The 791-nt window shown below is 42.9% G+C and carries 2 protein-coding genes; one reads left to right on the forward strand and one right to left on the reverse strand.

The window, feature by feature from the left end; translation table 11 throughout:
- On the forward strand, positions 1 to 545 hold a 545-nt coding region (locus R7Z77_RS24970), incomplete at its 5' end, for an RluA family pseudouridine synthase (RefSeq protein ID WP_318136994.1).
- A gap of 94 nt (positions 546 to 639) precedes the next feature.
- Here R7Z77_RS24970 and R7Z77_RS24975 read toward each other — a convergent pair.
- Positions 640 to 791: Maf family protein (locus R7Z77_RS24975; RefSeq protein ID WP_318136995.1), on the reverse strand; the 152-nt coding region annotated here is incomplete at its 5' end.

Here is a 791-nt window from a genome sequence, read left to right on the forward strand (position 1 = left end):
CACGTTTCCTAGAATTGGTTCACCGTATTGACAGAGATACCTCGGGTATTTTACTGGTTGCTAAAAAGCGCTCGGCGCTTCGCCATTTGCAAGCGCAGTTCCGTGAAAAAACGGTGAAGAAGTTTTACTTCGCCTTAGTGATGGGGCAATGGAAAAGCAACTGTAAAGTTGTGAACGCCCCCTTACTTAAAAATGAAGTGAACAGTATTGTACGAGTGAACCCAAACGGTAAGCCATCAGAAACGCGTTTCAAAATTCTTGAGAAATTTGAGCAAGCGACGTTGATTCAAGCCAGCCCAATTACGGGGCGTACTCACCAAATTCGTGTGCATACTCAGTACACCGGACATCCTATCGCATGGGATGATCGTTACGGAGATAGACGTTTTGATGCCTACACTGGTCAACTTGGATTGGACCGTTTGTTTTTGCATGCCGCGAACATTAAGTTTCAACATCCGTCTAATGATGAATGGATGGAAATTAATGCTCCGATGGAATCCAAACTAGAGAAAGTGCTTGTTGGATTAAGAAAGGCAAACTGAACGCATTTACTATAAACAAAGGGAGCTCTAGCTCCCCTTTTGCATTTCACTTATATATTAGGTTTCAAATGATGAGTAGAGGCGTTGATTAAACTTACAAGATCTCGAAACCTTGCTTTTGCAGCATATCAATCAAATCAATCAGAGGCAGGCCAACGAGAGTGTTTGGATCTTTGCCGACTAACTTTTCGAACAAACAAATTCCCATCCCTTCGCTTTTGAAGCTGCCAGCACAGTAAAACGGTT

This window comes from Vibrio sp. 1401 (assembly GCF_033340295.1).